At 60.7% G+C, this 15,183-nt stretch carries 13 protein-coding genes and 2 pseudogenes; 7 read left to right on the top strand and 8 right to left on the bottom strand.

The window, feature by feature from the left end; genetic code table 11:
* Positions 1–161: 161 nt before the first annotated feature.
* Complete coding sequence (locus EGJ22_RS24375) at positions 162–815, bottom strand: oxygen-insensitive NAD(P)H-dependent nitroreductase NfsB (RefSeq protein WP_029884991.1); 654 nt, start codon at positions 813–815, stop codon at positions 162–164.
* Positions 816–919: 104 nt separating this feature from the next.
* Here EGJ22_RS24375 and EGJ22_RS24370 point away from each other — a divergent pair, with 104 nt between their 5' ends.
* The 3 genes from EGJ22_RS24370 to EGJ22_RS24360 are packed head-to-tail and all read left to right on the top strand — an operon-like array spanning position 920 to position 3,356.
* Positions 920–1,843: a LysR family transcriptional regulator gene (locus tag EGJ22_RS24370; RefSeq protein WP_009683964.1), complete on the top strand. Its 924-nt coding sequence runs from the start codon at positions 920–922 to the stop codon at positions 1,841–1,843.
* A 48-nt stretch (positions 1,844–1,891) separates the two neighbouring features.
* Complete coding sequence (locus tag EGJ22_RS24365; protein ID WP_029884990.1) at positions 1,892–2,722, top strand: AraC family transcriptional regulator; 831 nt, start codon at positions 1,892–1,894, stop codon at positions 2,720–2,722.
* A 49-nt stretch (positions 2,723–2,771) separates the two neighbouring features.
* Positions 2,772–3,356 (top strand): LysE family translocator, encoded by a 585-nt coding sequence (locus EGJ22_RS24360; protein WP_029884989.1) that lies wholly within the window; start codon positions 2,772–2,774, stop codon positions 3,354–3,356.
* A gap of 52 nt (positions 3,357–3,408) precedes the next feature.
* Here EGJ22_RS24360 and EGJ22_RS24355 read toward each other — a convergent pair whose 3' ends face one another.
* Positions 3,409–4,608 carry a sugar transporter gene (locus tag EGJ22_RS24355; RefSeq protein ID WP_029884988.1) on the bottom strand — a complete coding sequence of 400 codons (1,200 nt, stop codon included), beginning with the start codon at positions 4,606–4,608 and terminating at the stop codon, positions 3,409–3,411.
* A gap of 202 nt (positions 4,609–4,810) precedes the next feature.
* Between EGJ22_RS24355 and EGJ22_RS24350 the strand changes: the two genes are divergently transcribed.
* Positions 4,811–6,127 carry a hypothetical protein gene (locus EGJ22_RS24350; RefSeq protein ID WP_029884987.1) on the top strand — a complete coding sequence of 439 codons (1,317 nt, stop codon included), beginning with the start codon at positions 4,811–4,813 and terminating at the stop codon, positions 6,125–6,127.
* A gap of 70 nt (positions 6,128–6,197) precedes the next feature.
* Here EGJ22_RS24350 and calA read toward each other — a convergent pair whose 3' ends face one another.
* The 5 genes from calA to EGJ22_RS24325 form a co-directional block, all read right to left on the bottom strand.
* Positions 6,198–7,250 carry a vanillin reductase gene (gene calA, locus EGJ22_RS24345; protein ID WP_029884986.1) on the bottom strand — a complete coding sequence of 351 codons (1,053 nt, stop codon included), beginning with the start codon at positions 7,248–7,250 and terminating at the stop codon, positions 6,198–6,200.
* 425 nt (positions 7,251–7,675) lie between these two features.
* Positions 7,676–8,575 (bottom strand): AraC family transcriptional regulator, encoded by a 900-nt coding sequence (locus EGJ22_RS24340; protein ID WP_028697909.1) that lies wholly within the window; start codon positions 8,573–8,575, stop codon positions 7,676–7,678.
* Between the two features lie 388 nt (positions 8,576–8,963).
* The gene (locus tag EGJ22_RS27025) at positions 8,964–9,581 is read right to left on the bottom strand and encodes a CHAT domain-containing protein (RefSeq protein ID WP_080694548.1); all 618 of its coding nucleotides are present in this window, start codon (positions 9,579–9,581) and stop codon (positions 8,964–8,966) included.
* Positions 9,473–11,272: a hypothetical protein gene (locus EGJ22_RS24330; RefSeq protein WP_152546633.1), complete on the bottom strand. Its 1,800-nt coding sequence runs from the start codon at positions 11,270–11,272 to the stop codon at positions 9,473–9,475. Before EGJ22_RS24330 ends, EGJ22_RS27025 begins: the two co-directional genes overlap by 109 nt.
* Before the next feature lie 336 nt (positions 11,273–11,608).
* Positions 11,609–12,463: a hypothetical protein gene (locus tag EGJ22_RS24325; protein ID WP_050439944.1), complete on the bottom strand. Its 855-nt coding sequence runs from the start codon at positions 12,461–12,463 to the stop codon at positions 11,609–11,611.
* Between the two features lie 519 nt (positions 12,464–12,982).
* Here EGJ22_RS24325 and EGJ22_RS26675 point away from each other — a divergent pair.
* Positions 12,983–13,120, top strand: a pseudogene (locus EGJ22_RS26675) (NAD(P)-dependent alcohol dehydrogenase); the annotation flags it as partial.
* An 87-nt stretch (positions 13,121–13,207) separates the two neighbouring features.
* Here the strand turns inward: EGJ22_RS26675 and EGJ22_RS26670 are convergent.
* A complete protein-coding gene (locus tag EGJ22_RS26670) occupies positions 13,208–13,468 on the bottom strand; it encodes a hypothetical protein (RefSeq protein ID WP_177432073.1) in 261 nt (86 codons plus the stop codon).
* Between the two features lie 350 nt (positions 13,469–13,818).
* On the opposite strand from EGJ22_RS26670, the pseudogene EGJ22_RS26665 reads away from it, so the two are divergent.
* Positions 13,819–13,989: pseudogene (locus EGJ22_RS26665) on the top strand (site-specific integrase); the annotation flags it as partial.
* Positions 13,990–14,505: 516 nt separating this feature from the next.
* Positions 14,506–14,946 carry a hypothetical protein gene (locus EGJ22_RS24305; RefSeq protein WP_033738685.1) on the top strand — a complete coding sequence of 147 codons (441 nt, stop codon included), beginning with the start codon at positions 14,506–14,508 and terminating at the stop codon, positions 14,944–14,946.
* The last annotated feature ends 237 nt before the right edge of the window (positions 14,947–15,183 follow it).

Below are 15,183 nucleotides of genomic sequence, written 5' to 3'. Positions count from 1 at the left end.
CGCGCGGGCGGCGCTCGATCTCACAGGCGCTGCATATCTTGTGACAAACACCTATCAGCCCTGATGCGCCCCCTGTGGGCTGGCTTGCCGGCGATGGGCTGCAAAGCAGCCCAATGGCTGCCACCAGGGCTTCACTGCCTGACATTACCCGGCTGCCACGCTTACAGGAAGGTGAATACCTGCGCTGCCGGCAAGCGCGACTTGCCCAGGCCGGCATTGAAGTCGGCCTCACTGCGATAGCCCAGGCAGAGCATCACCACGCTGGTGAACCCCCGCTCGCGCAAGCCCAGTTCGGCATCCAGCAGCTTGCTGTCGAAACCTTCAATGGGCGTGGCATCCAGCCCCAGCGCCGCAGCACCCAGCAACGCCGTGCCCAGGGCCAGGTAGGTCTGTTTCTCCATCCAGTGCTGCACGTCCTTCAGATCGAAGCGGTGCAGGTCAACGTAGTGACGGCGGCTCTGGTTTTGCGCCGCGCGCGCCTGGTCGTCCCGGAAGCGCCCGTCGGCGGCCTCCTGGTCCAGCACGCTGTCCAGGTGCGCTTCAGTCATTTCGGTACGGGTGCAGAACACGATCACGTGCGAAGCATCGAGCAGCTTCGGCGTGTTGTAGGCGTAGCCCTGCGAGGTGCTCTTGGCCAGGCGGGCCTTGCCTTCGGCGCTGTCGGCGACGATGAAGTGCCAGGGCTGGGAATTGACCGAGGACGGGCTGTGGCGCAGTTGCTCGAGCAAGGCATCGACCGTGGCCTGGGGAATACGGCGTGAGGCATCGTAGGCTTTGGTGGTGTAACGGCGCTTGGCCAGCGAGACGGTATCCATGCAACGACTCCAGGTATGAGCAGTGAATTTGCCGCTCATCTTATCTTTCCTGCAGAAAAGAAAAACCGGCACAATGCAGCAACACTTTCGGCCCTGGAGTGAAAATGCTGCGCATCGCAGACCTTGAGCTGTTCGCCCGTAGCAGCGTGCTGGGCAGCTTCACCGCCGCTGCCCACGAAGCGGGCTTGCTGCCTGGCCAGGTGGCTGCGGCCATCAAGCGCCTGGAGCGCGACCTGGACGTGCGTCTGTTCGCCCGCACCACCCGCAGCCTGCGCCTGACCGCAGAGGGCGAGCGCTACCTGCCGACCGCACTGAATGTGCTGGAGAGCCTGCGCCAGGGCCACGAGGACCTGCATGGCAACCCTGACACCCTGCGCGGTACGCTGCAGGTGTCGGCGCCCTCCGACATGGGCCGCAACATGCTGTTGCCATGGCTCAGCGCCTTCCGCCGCGAGCACCCGGCGTTGCAGGTGCGCTTCTTTCTCTCTGACCAGATCGCCGACCTCAACCGTGACCCGGTAGACGTGGCCATCCGTTATGGCCACAACCAGGACGCCAACTACATCGCCCTGCCGCTGGCTGCCTGGAACCGCCGGGTGCTGGTCGCCTCGCCCGACTACCTGGCCCGCCACGGCCGACCACTCACCCCCGATGCGCTGCAGCAGCATGCATGCCTGTTGTACATGCAGCACAACAGGGTGTACGACAAATGGCAACTGGGCAACCGCACCGTGCAGGTGCGCGGGCCGCTGGTCAGCGACGACGCCGATGTCATCCGCCGTTTGGCCGTACAGGGTGAAGGCATCGTGTACAAGTCGTGGCTGGACGTCAGCGCCAACATAGCCACCGGCGAACTGGAGGTCGTTCTCCCCGGACTGCTCGGCGAATCGACCCCGGTCACGCTGGTTTGCCCGCATCGCAAACAGCTCACCCCAGCGGTAACCCAACTGCACCTGTGGCTACGCGAGCGCTTCGAGGCACTGCGTGAACCGGCACTGGCCAGTGGCTGCACAATTGTTCCAGACTGAACTCAACCGTTACGCTAGGTTGGCGTTTTGAATCGGCGGCATGCCCCCATGAGCAACTGGATAGACTTCAAGCAGGACGCCGACACCGGCATCGAGTCGGTGCGGGCGCATTTTGTCGGGCATGCCTACGACCCGCACTGGCACGACAGCTTTCTGGTGGGCGTCACCGAACAGGGGGTGCAGCAGTTCAATTGCCGCCGGGTGCGCCACCGCAGCACACCCGGGCAGGTGTTCTTGCTCGAGCCTGGCGATATTCACGATGGCCTGGCCCCCACCGAGGAAGGCTTCACTTACTCCACGTTGTACCTGGACCCGCTCTGGCTCGACCAGCAATTGCGGTCGCTGTTCGAGCACGCGCCGGGCGGCAGCCTGCCGAGCTTTGCCGACACCCTTTGCCATGACCAACGTTTGGCAAGCGCTACCGCCCTCGCCTTCCGCGCGGTTCACGACCAGGACTTGCGCATCGTCCGGCAAACCGCCACCGACGAACTGCTTGCCCGCCTGACCTGCCACCTGCACTGGCGCCGGCGCATCAACCCCGACCCGCGCCTGCCGCTGAGCGCGCAGCGCGCGCGGGACTACCTGCATGCCCACCTGGAACGTGACATTGGCCTCGACGACCTGGCCCAGGCCTGCGGTATCGACCGTTTTCGCCTCACCCGGGCGTTCAAGGCCGCCTTCGGCATTGCCCCGCATGCCTACCTCATCCAGCTGCGCCTGACCCGGGCGCGGCGGCTGCTCGCCCAAGGCCAGAGCTCGGCGCAAGTGGCCGTGGCCTTGGGCTTTGCCGACCAGAGCCACCTGGGCCGCTGGTTTCGCCGTGCCTACCAGCTGACGCCGGCCGACTACCGCAGGCGCTGCTCAAATCTTCCAGACTGAACCGCTTGGCAACAGCGAGCATGGGGCTTTGATGCTCTGGAGCGTTCCCATGTCTCAGTCGATGCTGCCCTTCATCCTGTTTGCTTTGGTCGCCAGCCTCAGCCCGGGGCCAACCAACCTGTTGATCCTGGCGCACGGCGCCCGCCTGGGCGTACGGGCCAGCCTGTTGCCGATCCTGGCGGCCTGCTGCACGGCAGCGACGATTGTGCTGCTGGTGGGCCTGGGGCTGGGCGAGCTGTTGCTGCGCCACCCACTGGCACAACAACTGATGAGCTGGGCCGGAGCGCTGTGGTTGAGCGGGCTGGCGTGGAAAATGCTGCGCAGTGCCGGGGCACCGCTGCACGCGGGTACGGCGCAAGGCTTCAGCGCCCTCAGCGCCGCCTTGCTGCAGGCGGTCAACCCCAAAGTGTGGTTGATGGCCGTGGCGGTTGTGGGGGTGTTTGCCGCCCCCAGGTTACCGGTATGGCAGCTGGCGTTGGTGTTCTGCCTGGTTGCCCTGCCGTGCATGGGGGCATGGGCGGTACTGGGGGCAGGCAGCGCCCGCTGGTTGCAGGCGCCGCAGCGGTTACGGGTGTTCAACCAACTGTTGGCGGGGCTTTTGCTGGTTTCAGCATGGGCGGCTGTGCTGGCCTGACGCCCTGCCACCGGTTTGGGCTGCCGCGCAGCCCATCGCAGGGCCTGACCGGTCAGTGCGGTAATGCCTCTCGCAAGCGCCGGGCGCTGGCCACGGCCAGCAACAACCCGACCACCGCCACACTGCCACCCACCAGGCCGATGTACGCCACATCCAGCCGGCTGCTGACAATGCTGCCCAGCAGGGCCCCACCCCCGATGCCGATGTTGTAGATACCCGAGAACAGCGCCATGGCCACGTCGGTCGCATCAGAGGCCAGCCTCAAGGTCCTGGACTGCAACGCCAGGCTGAAGCTGAGGATCGCTACCCCCCACAACATGCTCAGCACCGCGAACACGTAAAAGTTGCCTGACAATGGCAATAGCAACAGCAGGCACGCCGCCAACACCCCCATCGAGCCCAGCAGGAAACCCTGCGGGAAGCGCTCGCTGTAGCGGCTGAACAACACTGAACCCAGTACCCCTGCCCCCCCGAACAGCAACAGCAACAGCGTGGTGCGCTCGCCGCCGATCTGCGCCACGTGCAGAGCGAATGGCTCGATATAGCTGTACGCGGTGAATTGCGCAGTAATCACCAGGGTCACCAGCAAATAGGTGATGACCAGCGCCGGGCGCCTGAACAGGACCGGCAGGCTGCGTAGCGACCCGGAGTTCTGGCTGGGCAGCAGCGGCAACGACTTCATCAGGCACACCATGGTCGCCAGCGCTACCACGGCAATGCTCAGGAAGGTGATGCGCCAGCCCAGTGCCTCGCCCACCACACGCCCGAGCGGGATGCCAAGCACCATGGCCAGGGTGGTGCCGGTGGCCAGCAGGCCCAACGCCTTGGCCTGCTGCCCGGGCGGCGCCACGCGCACCGCCAGCGAAGCGGTAATGGCCCAGAACACTGCATGCGCCAGGGCAATGCCGATGCGACTGACCAGCAGCATGGCGAAGCTTTGCGACAGCCAGGACAACAAATGGCTGACGATGAACACCATGAACACCAACAACAGCAAGCGCCGCCGTTCGATGTTGCGGGTCAGCAGCATCATCGGCAGAGACGCCAGCGCCACCACCCAGGCATAGATGGTCAGCATCAGGCCGACCTGGGCAGTGCTCATGTCGAAGCTGCCGCCAATGTCACTGAGCAGCGCCACCGGAACGAATTCGGTGGTATTGAAAATGAAGGCCGCCAGGGCCAAGGCGATGACGCTAAGCCAACTGCCGCTGCCCGTGCCGGGTGGCAGGTGGCTGGGTACAGGTCCGTTCATTGTAGAAAGAGAGTCTCCTTGAAAAAGCAACAGGTCGCGCGCCAGGGCCCCGGTCTACTGGGTTGCCGACGTACGCATTGTCATGAATAGGAATGCCGGCATGGTACGCGTCACACCCGGGGCCAACAACCGCAAGTCGGGCATAAGGAGTACCATGCCCACTTGAAGTGAAACACGTTGCAGCAAGGAGCCCGATCCACTCATGGACAAGCAGTACCCCCAGCAGCAATGGCAGCAGGCGGTCATCGCCTATGCCCAGGCCGTCAACGACTACGTCGCACAAGGCCGTGCCCAAGGCTGGGACAACCTTCAAGCGCCACAAGTGCCCGCCACCGACCACCTGCTCGACGCCTGGCTGGCAGCCCTGCAGGCAGCCAACCGCCCGGGCTGCAGTGAGCAGCAGCACCAAGCCTTCCGCCAAGCCTGGCCGCCTGCCCACCAACCGCTGGTACCGTTGCTCGATGAGCATGGCCAGGGCATCAGCAATGTCCTGCTGCTGGGCGACGGTAGCCTGCTGGCGCGCATCGCCATGCCGCACGAAAAAGGCCAGGTGCTGCGTATCGATCGCCATGGGGTCACCCCGGTGATCGGCGTCGAGTGCTTCGGCCGCTGCCCGGCCCGTCGCTACTTTGCCCTGGGCAATGCCGAAGGCGTCCGGGTAACCGCTGGCTGGGGCGGCCCGCAGGTACAGCGCCTGGCCTGGCCGACCGGCCTGGAAGGGTTGCCGGCCGGCTACCCGTTCGAGCCGTTCGACCTGCCACCCGCGCCCACCGCATTGATCCCTTTCCCGGACGGCCAACGCGTGCTGCTGGTCAGTGCCGATGGCACCTTCGTGTTGGCCAGCGACGGCGCAACCCGCCTGCTGCCGCACCAGGCGCGGGTACTCGACGCCCTGGCCGAAGGCACCGAGCCGGAGGACATCAGCCTCGGGCTGAGCATGGAGCACGGCGCGGTGTCGGCGGATGGCCGCTGGGTCGTGGTGGGTGAGCAAGGCAGCCGGCACCTGGTGCTGGACGACCGGCTCAGGTTGGTGGCCGAGATTGGTCCCGGCAGCGAATACCCGCATTTCGCGCTGTTCAACCAGCGGGGTGACCAGTTGCTCCTCAACGCCTGCCACTTCTACAGCGGTGCCACGCTGGCGGTACGGGTAGCCGACCTGCCGGGGCTGCGCACCGATTACTACAGCCAGGACCCGCGCACCCCACTGGTGCAGGATGGCGCGCGTGTCTATGCCGGGGTGGCGCGCGCTGGCGAATACATCATCGGTGATGCCTACGGCTACCTGCGGGCCTTTGGCGAAGATGGCCAGGAGCATTGGCAGCACTACCTGGGCTCGACCATCAGCGCCATGGACATCAGCGCCGACGGGCGTACCCTGGTGGCCGCCAGCCATGCCGGGATTGTGGCGGAGATTGCCCTCGACAGCGGCCGGCCGGCGTGGCAGATCGGTACCGGCGCACATGGGGAGGTGCGCCGGTGGCTGTTCTGGAAGGGCTGGGACAAACCGCTGGCCTGGTAGCCAAGCCTGCCCCGGCCTGCCAGCCGGCCGCTTCGCGGCTTGCCCGCATAGCGGCCGGCGCTGGCCTCGATCAGGCCTGCAGCGTGGCCATGTCGATCACGAACCGGTATTTCACATCACCGGCGATCATGCGCTCGTACGCCTGGTTGATATTGCGGATGTCCAGCATCTCGATATCGCAGCGGATATCGTGTTCGGCACAGAAATCCAGCACTTCCTGGGTCTCGGCGATACCACCAATCAACGACCCCGCCAGCACCCGACGCTTCATGACCAGATTGGCCGCATGCACGGCCGGGTCGATCGGCTCGATCAGGCCGACCAGAATGTGCACCCCGTCGAACTTCAGCGTTTCCAGGTACGGGTTCAGGTCGTGCTGCACCGGAATGGTATCGAGCAGGAAATCGAAACGGTCGGCCGCAGCGCGCATCTGCTCGGCATCGGTGGACACGATCACATGGTCGGCGCCTTGGCGCCGCGCTTCTTCGGCCTTGGCCTGGGAGCGGGTGAACAAGGTCACTTCTGCGCCCAGCGCCTTGGCCAGCTTGATGCCCATGTGGCCCAGCCCGCCCATGCCCAGGATGCCGACCTTGTGCCCTGGGCCGACACCATGGTGCTTGAGCGGCGAATAGGTGGTGATACCGGCGCACAGGATCGGCGCGGCGCTGGGCAGGTCCATGCCGGCCGGAATGCGCAGCACGAAATGCTCGCTGACCACGATGCTGCTGGAGTAGCCGCCCATGGTATTGCTGCCGTCGACCCGGTCCGGGGTGGCGTAGGTCATGGTCGGGCCTTGCTGGCAGTATTGCTCCAGGTCCTTGGCGCACGCCTCGCAGTGGCGGCAGGAGTCGACCATGCAACCCACGCCTACCAGGTCACCTACCTTGTAGGCGGTGACCTGGTCGCCCGTGGCGGTGACGCGGCCGATGATTTCGTGGCCAGGCATCAGCGGGTATACGGCAATGCCCCATTCGTTGCGCGCCTGGTGGATGTCGGAGTGGCACACGCCACAGTACAGGATCTCGATGGCGACATCGTCCGGGCGCGGGCTGCGGCGCTCGAAAGTCATGGGCGCCAGGGGGCTGGTAGGGGTTTGGGCGGCGTAACCGATGGCGGTATACATGCTGGACCTCGCTGTAGAATGAAACGATTCAGTGGGGCAATTGTGCCCACCATTCGCCCTCGCGCCCACGGCTGATTCTCCGGCATGCATGCCTGATTCTCCGAACCTGCCTTTGTGCTACTGGCGCGATACCGTCAATCTGCGATCATTAGGCTGTCTGATCCTCTGCCCTGGTTCATCATGCAACTGACCCGCCACGTCGATGCCAATGCGCCCCTCTGCGCCCTGATCCGCTGCCTGGCCACGCGCCCGGGCCCCATTTTTCAAGATAATTGGTACCGTCGTCACGATGACTGGAAATTGGAAGCGAGGGAATAGGCATCCAAAGCGCTGAGATCGTCGAAATGTAAATTATAATTGACAGTCGTTATTTAACCCTGCTAATTGCCCATACAGCATCCGTTGAGCTGGTGGCCTTTCTAGTTTCACGCTGAAATCTTCAACTGCGCCCTTTCCCCCCCCGGGCTTCGGTCGAAATAGCGTTTGTACTCACGACTGAATTGCGAAGTGCTCTGATACCCCACCCGATGTGCCACCTGCCCTACCGCCATGCCCTCGCCGATCAGCATTTGCTGGGCCTTCAAAAGGCGCAGTCGTTTCAGATATTGCACCGGCGATAGCAGTGTGGTGCGCTTGAAATGCTCGTGAAAGGTCGAGACGCTCATGTTGGCGCACCCGGCCAGTTCATCCACGCTCAACGCCTCGGAGTAGTGATTGCGCAGATGCTGTAGCGCCGCAGCGATTCTCGCGAAATGCCCCTGCTGCTCGACCAGCGCCCGCAACACCCCCGCTTGCGGGCCACGCAGTGCGGCATACAGCACCTCGCGCACCAGCGACTGCCCCATCACCTGGCGATCCATTGAGTCGTGCAGGCATCGCAACAGGCGCTCGACGCTATCCCGCATTTGCACATCCAGCTCGGCAGAGGTCATGGATTCCGGTGTCTGTGCCTTGACCGACGCATCCGCGGGCATCCCCATGGCTTGCACCAGATCCCCGAGCACGAGCCGGTCGATCGACACCGACACGCCGTACAGCGGCTCTTCGGGAGTGGCGAAGGTTTCGCACATGAACGGCACCGAGAGCGCCTGCACCAGATAATGCCCGGCACCGTATTCGAACGTACGCGGCCCCAGACGTGCGAGTTTGCTACCCTGCGCGAGGATGATCAGGCTCGGCTCGTATATCTGCGGGCTGCTGGCAACATAATCGCTCCAGGACAGCGTTTGCACGCCGGGCAAACCGGTGTCGAGAAAACCGGGGGTGTGGGACAGCGGCTTGATCAGCGATACCAGGGTTTCGTTTACGTCGGAACGGGAAGTCAAAAGCGTGGGCGATCATACAGAGGATTAGACAATGAGATGATCGCAGATCTATGCCTGTGTGTATTATCCGGCCGTCCATCTCCGGAGGATTAGGTATCACTCACGGGGAAACGGACATGCCCGCACTCCGGCCTGGTGCGACCATAACAGAGGTTCGAGGTGATCGATGTGCTGCAGGCAGGGTAATCATATACCCTATCCGGCTTCCACCAGGCACCAGATCAGGTCTCCGGCTCCGTTACTTCAATAAAAGGGGTCGATGAACTCCTCCTGCACGGTGTAATCGAGAGTGCGATCGTCCTCCCCCACGTTGGGGTAGCTGGAGCGCTGAGAATTCAGAGTTGGACGCGATAGTCCGAACGACTCTTAATTCCCGGGCCGAGTCTTTCTATAACTTGGAACGCCCTCCGACCAACACGAAAGGGGCCCAATCGCCTGGTAAGTCGGCAACCAGTGCGTGGCTGCGCCGAGCCTCGCAAAGCGCCATCCTCATCGCCTCCGCAGCGTTGCGGTCTGCTTGGCCTCCCCGCTCACACTCTTTGATCGTGGGATCTCCCATCATTAGCGCAACTATCCTTGGCGTAACGAAAGCGGCCACGTCATCACGTACTGTCCACTGAGACAGTAATACAGACTCTGCGCCTGCTCGAAAGAACGCAGTGGCGAAGCCGGCCAAGGCATCACCTGCAGCATCACCACTCGAGCCAGTGTTACACGCTGAAAGAATGGCAAGCCTCGCTTTCAGCTGCAGCTGCATGATTTCGCTCAACGTAAGGAAGCTGTCAGAATGAGTCGGTCCTTTAAGTCTTGGCCTGGACAGCACGAGGGCAGATTCCTTGAGCCCAAAATCCCCTCGCATGAGCCCGTGGGTGGCGAATACCAAAACCTCCGCTTGGTTCATGGACCGTTTGGTTCTGGATGCAGCCCGTACCCCTGTTTCTGTGGCGCCCTCCCATAAGAGGAGACGGGATGCTTTGTTTGACGCGACGCCCTTGAGCTTGGACATGGCCAACAGCTCCGGGTTCCTGGCAGTGGCGATAGCGCCCGCATCGGATCACCTAAAGACTCGCCGCGGTCGCGCCGGCTACGGGGAGTGAACTGCGTGCAATCGACTTTACGCCCTGTGACGTGAGTGTCACCCAAGGTCGGATCGCCCACTCCAAAAAGGCGGATTTTGTCGAGGGCCTGCTCACTTGCATCAGCCACTAAGTAGCTGTTGACCGATGGATAGATCTGGATGGCCTTCTCTAAGCCCAACCACTTAGTTGATGCCGCCGCGACAGGGCCGCGCCCTGCCCTCGGCCGTTCAAAAGGTAGCGCGCCGAACGGTACCGAGGCTAACTCCCCTTGAGGCACAATGATCAACTCTTCCGCCTTTGAAACCATGCCTCGAATTGTCGAGTCGGCGAATATCTCGTCGAACACTCGATAAGCTACTGAAGCTTCAAAGTCCTCCTCTTGTAACGGGCAGTCCTCGACTACATCGAGGTTGTACTCGGCGATGTATGCGTCCTTCAGACGGCGGTACGCAGCCCCCATTCGTGAGCTAGCAGGGAATGTGCAACACATCTTCACGTCCAGGGAGCAACGGAGGGTCTCGATGTCTGTACGTAACGTCTCGCGGTCAGTGCCGAGGGCGGCCCAAACCGTTCCCTGCGCATCTTGCGCCCAAATGCGCCCGGCACCTGTACCTGCACCAGGGCTGATCATGAGAAAGAGCTGCCCAGGTTTCAGCTGAAACCCAGACAGATGAGCGCTATCTGGCGTGTCCCGGTCGAACTGCTCCCAAAACGCCTTGTGCTCCGCCTTTGTGAAAACGGCAGGGTCACGCGGGTGCACTCTCCCTTCTGAGTGTCGGTGAACGGCAAGCGCCGCAATCGACGATTGATAGTCCTGCGCTACAACAAACGCTTCATCACGGACAGAGTCAGACATTTCACCTGATCTAAATAGCGAGCGCAGTCGTACCGCTTCAAGTGCTTGGTACGCCCTCATTCGCGGGCTTGATGTCGGCGACGTTGGCGATCGGATGTCGCCCTCACTATATGCAGGACTGATTTGCCCAGCTGCGAACAGGGCAAACTGTGCCATCTGATCCAGCCGCTTGGGATCGTAATTTGCTCGCTCCAAAAATTCAAAGTACGCGCTGAAAACAAGGGCTGGGCGATATGTATACCCCAACCCCTCCAAAACACTGGCCTGCGCAATAGCGGTCTGCAGGATCGCATGCGCCAGCTCCTCCTCGCCGGTCGCTTCCTTGAATTTGGCCAGCCGGACAAGGCAGTCCACGAATGGTCCAGCACGCGGGTACGAGTCTAGGTACTCTTCCTCCAGATACGCTGAGAACGCTTCAGAGTAATAACCTGGCTGCGCATTAGGTTCGCCCAGCGCATCAAGCTCAGTAATCACGTCTCCGACGGGCCCAGGTACTTTGATTGGTTGCGGGGCAACCGGGTCCCATAAGGTGCCACTGACACGGGGCCGATCCATGAAGAAGGTTTGTTCATGTCCAGCCGCGGCGTACAACTTCAAAGACTCAAGATATCCCGCCGCAGCTGCACTGGTATCGCCGGTCTGCTCGTCAGCATAAGCCCGCTCGCAGGTGATCCGAGCCTGCGTAACTCTGGGCAGGGACGCCGGATCTTGTAGTGCCAACGTAAAGGCCTCTGTAGCTCCTTGATAGTCGCCTTGATCCAATAGAATAGTGCCCCGTGCAGCTACTACTGCCGGTCTGCTCCCCAATGGCGCCAGAAGACGCAGTGCCTCGGCATGTCGATCTAGCAGAGTGAGCGCGGGAACCAACAGGATTGCCGCGGGCACTGCGTCCGGAGCGCGGCGATGACTCATCTGGTGCTGGAGTGCGATCCGCGCCCCCTCGGCCGCAAGTTCCCATTCGCCCGTGTGTACTAGCCGGGCGACACTTCGAGCTTGGTCTGTAGATTTTGCCGCTATCGCGGATTCAGCCAGCAGCACTACGAAGACAGTAAGCAACCCCGCGGTGAGCCGACAGTGCCACATGATTGAGCTCCTAGGTTAGGCCTTCAAGCCTTGCTCAAAAAGGAGCGCTTCAAGTTCCCGCCGCCTCAGCAGTCCTCGTGCCTGAGGATCGTCCTTCCAGAGTCGTTTCATGTCACGGAACTTGGTTGGAATGGCGGCAAAATTGCGGTCTCGCATAAGTGCGTAGATCTCGCGCATTTCGCGGCGACGATCGGACGTGCGAGAAAGACTGGCTCCACGGTTATAAATCAATGAGACCAATGCACCTAAAGAGTCCGGATGGAGATGGCTGCAGTTCTTAAACGTATCCTCCGTCTGGCCAACAACATACCGAAGGTACGCATCGAACTGGGTATTTGATTCTGTCCAGCCAACCTTGTCGTCGCGGAGGTCTCTAGCTCTCTGTGATGCCGGTCTTCCTTTGGTCCCGCAACACCTTGCGAGCCTGTCGACTGTAAGCTCAGGCAGCAGCCTGGCCCAGTCCGATCGAAAGTTAGCTGCCGTGGTATACCCAAGATCGTATCCAATGCCGATGGTCACGCCCGACTCACCACCAGGCCAGATAGGGCTCTGGAGCTTGGAGCGGTAGTTGGCTTCGCTAGTCACCTCGCAAGCAACAATTAGGCTCCTGGCTGATGTCGAGATCTGCCGATCACTCGGGTGACCACGATACCCTCCCTGAGAGCGGGGCTGATCGCCCGGGTAGACCATGAATTTTTCGCGATCTGCACCAGTAAAAGACAGGTCGTTTGAAGCGATGGCCTGGGCTAGCTCTGTGTCAAACGGGGTCGGTGCCGCTTGCGCTCGTCTTGTGGTCGCCCACGCCATTGCCCCTAGAAAAATCAGCATCTCACGCCGGCTCAAACCGAAGTGTTCGCTTTGATTCTCCATACATTTCTCCTGAGAGCACAAATTGGCGGGGCAACCCCGTTTTATGAACGGTTGAGAAGCAGCCGACTATGGCTTTACAAATAGAGAATAGGAGATCCACGACGGTGAGGAGAGAGTTTGCATCATCACGGTCATGATGTGCCGGCACCGTTCACGATGAGCACAGCAGCCTCTACGCAGAATGAAATCTCTGAGCAAGCGCCCAAGAACGCGAAGATTCCAAGGGACCTAAGCTTTGTAATGGTAAACAGATTCGCCGACTTTAGGCCGCTACCGCTAGATGCTAAGTGCAGATCGCGGATACAGCATCCGTTGAGTCGGTGGACGGTAGTGTGGGAAGTCAGAAGCATGGGCGATCATACAGAAGATTAGACAATGACATGACCGCAGATCTGTGCCTATGCATATCCCCGGCCGTACACCTTCGGAGGATTAGGCATTACTTACAGGGGAACGGACATGTCCGCACCCCGGCCTGGTGCGCACGATGCGCCGCCTCAACAGTCTGCGAGGCATCACATGTACACAGCTATCGGTTATGCCGGTCCAGTCGGCCACAGCTCCCCTCGCCCCATGACATTCAACGGTCGCAGCTCACGATCTGACGACGTGACCATCGAAATCCTGTATTGCGGCGTTTGCCACACCGACATCCACTAAGCGCGCAACGAGCAGGCCATCTATGGATTTTCGAAAGTCCACCGGTTTGGGGTAGAGGTACACTTTTTCGACTTTGGCGTCGGGTCACATCATGGCGTGCGGGCTCCAGAAGATCGAGAGCACAGCACTAGGGACCAGCGAAGCGCTTTGAATGTGGCTTTCATGGAGCGTGTACTTTGCTCCAGGCTGGACGTGTCCGTCAGGAGCAAAAACAGCAAGCACTAAAAAACCACCAAAAAGGTGGTGTTTTTGTGCTTTCGCATATCCCAAGGCGAAACCAGCTCCTACGCTGATTCCTAACCAAGTGGCTTGTAACGAGAATGTAGGTGACTTGGATTCATCCATCAAGGCCTAAGGCCTCAGTACGCGGTAGTAAAAATTAGCGCATATAACGCTTCTGACTTCCGATTGCTGTCATAACTGGAAGTCTATTGTTTTTCAAAAATCTGACTGGTATTCCATGGCGCGCACCCACTCCCTTGTTCGAAACCTACGATAACTTCATCGATCAAGCCTTCCGTTTGCAGAGTTCCCCACTCGCCTGCGTCGGCTCCTACCTGGATGAGTTTGAAGCCTGTTTGGAAGCTGACCGGGGCTACGCTGCGGTGCGTGCGTTCCTGCCCGCGTTTTCCGACAATGCACAGACGTTCAACTCATACCGCAGTTACACTGAGCGCTTGTTGCTGTGGGCGTGTGCGTCTGCGCACTGGCTGCGTCACACCTCTGCCATCTTTGACGCGCCGCTGCGCGATCCTAAGGACCTGCAGGAAGACCTGCGGCACAGCAATCTCAGTACAACCCAGAACACCTGTTATCATGCGTATGATCAGGAACGCGCGCATTCGGTGAAGCGCATCGGCATGCGCGACCGCGGTCAAGCTTGGATTGCCCAGTCGTCGATAGCCAGTTTGCCCTCCAACATGGCTCGAAGCCATTTTTCTAGGAATTCACAGTGAAAATTACAGGGCTGGTCGAGGTTGAGACCGTCACTGACGTGACCTGTGACGTCTGCGGTTGTTCTACGCGCAGGGCCGCGGGTGGTTACCAGTATGGAACCCTACAAGCCCACTGGGGGTATGGCAGCGAGCACGACGGCCAGCGATTCGAGGTACACCTCTGTGAGCACTGTTTTTTCCAGACCTTGGCGTACATGAAGCAAGAGCGACGAGTTCAGCACCTGTTCAGTGATGAGCTATCTGTTGAGAGCGGTGATTTGGGCCTGGTTGCACAAGACGATTACTTCCAGGACTCGCACCGCCGTTGAGTGGTCGACCATCGATCTGCCAGTGGAACCGAATTAGTGGTGGTCTATCTCTCAGCGGGCAGCTCAGAACTGACTGCTGGGATCCCCTACCCCTAAAACTTAAGGAGCGTCTCGCAGAATGCGGATCATTCGAACGGCGAGGAATGTTTCCGGCCGAGAGGCGATTCTCCAGTCCAAGACACAATCCAGAGTCATGACCAGCGGAGACTGGCTTACCTGGCCAGAGCTAAATGCGCTGTTGCCGGCGTTGGCTGAGCAACTCAGCGACGGCGCTCCTGACCGGTATGTAGACGGTGCGATCTTCTCTATCAACTACGAGGGTGTGGAGTACTTCCCACGTTACGCCATCGAAGCACGCACCTTGGCCGTTGCGGCCCAGGGAATACAGCGCGTCATCGCTGTGCTGGCCACCAGGATGAGTGGCTGGGGCATGGCTTTGTGGTTCGAATCATCCAATTCGTATTTGGGGGGTAAGCTGCCGAAGGACGTCATATCCTCCGACCCCGACGCGGTTGTCATAGCCGCCCGGGAGGAGATAGATGGGGTCTCGCATGGCTAGGCCCATCGTCGCGCCTCGCTCGCTGTACCTGAGAGACAAAACCGCATTATTTAACTACGCCCTCCTCCATTAAGGCTCCTAGCCTTCAGTCTTCGTCAGTGCTAGTCAGGAATCTTCCACGATTGTCGATATGGTCGCCTGAGCAGGCCGATTGAAAAACGTGAATCGCCCCTGGTTTTCTAGACACTCTCCAAGCTCAGGAAATAGCGTTTCTCATACTCTACTGGAGACAGCTGC

Source organism: Pseudomonas sp. p99-361, from assembly GCF_003935475.1.
GTDB classification, from domain to species: domain Bacteria; phylum Pseudomonadota; class Gammaproteobacteria; order Pseudomonadales; family Pseudomonadaceae; genus Aquipseudomonas; species Aquipseudomonas juntendi.
This window is presented reverse-complemented; position numbering and strand designations above follow the sequence as displayed.

Excerpts from the sequence above, each read along its gene's own strand:
- EGJ22_RS24375 (WP_029884991.1), bottom strand. The coding sequence starts at position 815 with ATGGATACCGTCTCGCTGGCCAAGCGCCGTTACACCACCAAAGCCTAC.
- EGJ22_RS24370 (WP_009683964.1), top strand. The coding sequence starts at position 920 with ATGCTGCGCATCGCAGACCTTGAGCTGTTCGCCCGTAGCAGCGTGCTG.
- EGJ22_RS24365 (WP_029884990.1), top strand. The coding sequence starts at position 1,892 with ATGAGCAACTGGATAGACTTCAAGCAGGACGCCGACACCGGCATCGAG.
- EGJ22_RS24360 (WP_029884989.1), top strand. The coding sequence starts at position 2,772 with ATGTCTCAGTCGATGCTGCCCTTCATCCTGTTTGCTTTGGTCGCCAGC.
- EGJ22_RS24355 (WP_029884988.1), bottom strand. The coding sequence starts at position 4,608 with ATGAACGGACCTGTACCCAGCCACCTGCCACCCGGCACGGGCAGCGGC.
- EGJ22_RS24350 (WP_029884987.1), top strand. The coding sequence starts at position 4,811 with ATGGACAAGCAGTACCCCCAGCAGCAATGGCAGCAGGCGGTCATCGCC.
- calA (WP_029884986.1), bottom strand. The coding sequence starts at position 7,250 with ATGTATACCGCCATCGGTTACGCCGCCCAAACCCCTACCAGCCCCCTG.
- EGJ22_RS27025 (WP_080694548.1), bottom strand. The coding sequence starts at position 9,581 with ATGTCCAAGCTCAAGGGCGTCGCGTCAAACAAAGCATCCCGTCTCCTC.
- EGJ22_RS24325 (WP_050439944.1), bottom strand. The coding sequence starts at position 12,463 with ATGGAGAATCAAAGCGAACACTTCGGTTTGAGCCGGCGTGAGATGCTG.
- EGJ22_RS26670 (WP_177432073.1), bottom strand. The coding sequence starts at position 13,468 with ATGGATGAATCCAAGTCACCTACATTCTCGTTACAAGCCACTTGGTTA.
- EGJ22_RS24305 (WP_033738685.1), top strand. The coding sequence starts at position 14,506 with ATGCGGATCATTCGAACGGCGAGGAATGTTTCCGGCCGAGAGGCGATT.